General features: G+C 71.4%; 3 protein-coding genes. All 3 read right to left on the minus strand.

Going from position 1 to position 3,036, the window contains the following annotated elements; all coding sequences use genetic code 11:
• Window positions 1–1,266 (minus strand): fumarylacetoacetase (gene fahA, locus D6718_12745; GenBank protein ID RMG43215.1); only part of this gene is annotated, 1,266 nt, incomplete at its 3' end.
• A 39-nt stretch (window positions 1,267–1,305) separates the two neighbouring features.
• On the minus strand, window positions 1,306–2,289 hold the full coding sequence (locus D6718_12750) for a hypothetical protein (GenBank protein ID RMG43216.1): 984 nt from the start codon (window positions 2,287–2,289) through the stop codon (window positions 1,306–1,308).
• Window positions 2,290–2,309: 20 nt separating this feature from the next.
• Window positions 2,310–2,894, minus strand: a complete 585-nt coding sequence (locus tag D6718_12755; GenBank protein RMG43217.1) for a polyisoprenoid-binding protein — start codon at window positions 2,892–2,894, stop codon at window positions 2,310–2,312.
• Between the last annotated feature and the right edge of the window lie 142 nt (window positions 2,895–3,036).

A 3,036-nucleotide genomic window follows, 5' to 3' on the forward strand; every position in this document is an offset into this window, starting at 1 on the left:
CGTGCCGCTGCACTCGCCGAAGCGGGTACGCAGCCCCTCCCTCTCGCGCGGCCCGGTCATGATCGCCGTGTCCCCGTCCTCGAGGAGGGTCCGGGTCGTTCCGTCCGGCAGGGTCACGGGCTCCGTCCCGCGCCACGTCAGCTCGAGCAGACAGCCGCGCGACGTCTTCTCCGGCCCGCTGATCGTCCCCGAGGCCAGCAGGTCGCCCGGCCGCAGATTGCACCCGCCGATCGTGTGGTGGGCGAGCTGCTGGGCCGGCGTCCAGTACATGTCCCGGTAGTTTCCCAGCGAGAGCCGGTGGGGCCCATCGAGGGAGGCGGTGCCCAGGCTCACCTCCAGGGCGATGTCGAGGCTCCACGGCTCGCCCGCCGTCAGGTAGGGCAGAGGCTTCGGATCCTGCGGGGGCGGTTCGCACCGGAACGGTTCGAGCGCCTCGAGCATCACCACCCACGGGGAGATCGACGTGGCGAAGTTCTTCGACAGGAAGGGCCCGAGGGGCTGGTACTCCCACTTCTGGATGTCGCGCGCGCTCCAGTCGTTCACCAGAACGAAGCCGAAGATGTGCTCGGCGGCCCGTTCGATGGGGATCGGCTCGCCGAGAGCGTTGCCCGGGCCGACGAAGAAGCCCAGCTCGAGTTCGTAGTCGACCATGCGGCTCGGACCGAACACGGGCGACTCCGCGCCGGGGGGGAGGGTCTGGCCGCGGGGCCGCCGAACCGGCGTCCCCGAAACGACGATCGAGCTGGCGCGCCCGTGGTAGGCCACGGGAAGGTGCAGGTAGTTCGGCATCAGCGCGTTCTCGGGGCCGCGGAACATCGTGCCGACGTTCGACGCGTGGTGCTTGCTCGAGTAGAAGTCGGTGTAGTCGCCGATCTCGGCCGGCGACAGCATTTCGACCTCGCTCTGCCGGAACAAGAGCCTGTCCCGCAGGGCTTCACTCTGCTCGAGCTCGGACGACTCGCCGGACAGTAATTCGGCGATCCTGGCTCGGACGCGCCGCCACACGGTCCTCCCTGCCGCCATGAACTCGTTCAAGCGCGGGGCGCCGAACAGCCGGGCTTCGCGGCCCACCGCCGGGGCCAGCAGCCCGGTCTCCTCGAGCGCCGTCACGTCGAGGACGTGCTCGCCGATCGCCGTCCCCACGCGGGCCGGCCCTCCGCCACGCGGACGGAACACCCCGAAGGGCAGGTTTTCGAGGGGGAACGGCGAGCCGGGGGGCACCGGCACGATCGGGGCCCTTTGCGCCCCGCTCCTTCCGCTCGTCATCGGATCCCTCCCCGGCAGCGGCGCCCGGCCGCCGCCGCGCTAGATCAGCCCGAGCTCGCGGAGACCCTCACGCGGCTCATCGAAGCTGCAACTGCCGAACGAGAGGAATCGCCGGCGCGCCGCGGCGATGGACTCCACGTCGAGGCGCCGGCCTCGCCAGAGGAGTGCATCCCGCTCGGCGGCGAACGCGGCAGGGTCCTCCTCGGCCAGGATCGAGCCGATCTCGGCGGCTCCGAGCCCCGCGGAAACGGCGAACGCCGCCGCGGCGAAGAGGTTGAGAAACCCGTGCGCCTTCACGTTCAGGTCGGCGCGGCGGTGCCGGAGCGGCCGGTGCAGGCCGGCGGTCGCCTTGAACGGGACTCCCGCGTCCCGGCAGGCGGCGATCGCCCGCGACACCGCCTCGACGGACGGAAAGTCCTCCGGCGAGATCCCCCCGCACCGCATCTTCAGGCCGCCCGGCCGGTAGCGTCGCGGCCCGGCGCTTTCGCGGCGCTCGAGGTTGACCAGCGCGAGCGCGCAGGCCGCCTGCTCGAACCGCTCGACCGACCCGGTCCCGCCGCCGACCTCGAAGAAGACCGGAATCGGCACCGGGCTGCCGGCGTCGACGGCGGTCATGACCGCCCGGAAGTGCTCGCGGAAGTCGTCCTCGCCGCCGATCCCGTCCGGAACGCGCGTTTCGAACAGATCGGGCACGGCGCGCCCCGCCGCTGCGGCGTCGAACTCGCGCAACGCCCCGAGGTCTTCCGCCACCGCCTTCTCCGGCGCCTCCGCCGCCGCCGGAGAGGCGATCACCGCCAGCGGAACGGGCGGCGCGGGGAAGAGCTCGCCGGCGAGCGGTGCCAGCTCGGCGAGCCTCGCCGCCGGGCAAACGAAGCGGCCCAGCAGCCAGGACTCCTTCTCTTCGCGGTAGCGCGCGTAGTTCCTCGCCGCGCGCTCGAGCGGGAGCCGGGCGGGCGGGAAGACTCCCGCGTAGTCGATCGCGTGGCCGAGGAGGGCGCGGAGCGCGAGCGGAGAAGCGGTCATGGCGGTCCCCGGCGGCGGGCTCAGTGGGCCGCGGCCTCGACCGAGATCTCGATGGCGACCTCGTTGCCGAGGACCACACCACCCTGATCGAGAGCCTTGTTCCAGTTGATGCCGAAGTCCTGCCGGTCGATCGTGAAGTGCGTTTCGAACCCCGCTCGGACGCCGAAGGGACTGTCGATGACGCCGAGCACCTCGACCGGGACCGTGATCTCCTTGGTCACGCCGTGCAGCGTCAGATCTCCGGTCACGAGGAGCATGCCGTCCTTGCCGGGGGCCACCTTCTTGCTCTTGAACGTGATCGCCGGGTAACGCGCCACGTCGAAGAAATCGGGCGAGCGCAGGTGGCCGTCGCGCTTGGCGACCCCGGTGTCGATGCTCTTCGCCTCCACGGTGAACTCGACCGACGAGCCCGAGGGATCCTCCGCGTCGTACACGATCGTTCCGTGGAATTCCTTGAACTTCCCGGTCACGTTGGTCAGCAGGTGGCGGATCTTGAAGACCACGCTGGAGTGGGCGGGATCGACCTCGAACGTCTTGGGGGCGGCCGAGACCGTCGCCGGAAGCGCGAGGATGAGGGCCAGCAGGAGCGCCTTGCCTTTCGTCATGGGGTCCTTCCTCCAGGGTCGGCTCCCGCCGCCTCGGCGGGGGGCCGGAAGGGCCTCAATCTCCCCCATCGGCCGGCGGGGCGCAAACGGCCGGCCCCGGCACCGCGGCGGGGGCTTCCCGGTAGCGGCTCACCCTCCCGTC

The sequence above is a fragment of the Acidobacteriota bacterium genome, assembly GCA_003696075.1.
Lineage (GTDB): Bacteria > Acidobacteriota > Polarisedimenticolia > J045 > J045 > J045.

Excerpts from the sequence above, each read along its gene's own strand:
- D6718_12750 (RMG43216.1), bottom strand. The coding sequence starts at position 2,289 with ATGACCGCTTCTCCGCTCGCGCTCCGCGCCCTCCTCGGCCACGCGATC.
- D6718_12755 (RMG43217.1), bottom strand. The coding sequence starts at position 2,894 with ATGACGAAAGGCAAGGCGCTCCTGCTGGCCCTCATCCTCGCGCTTCCG.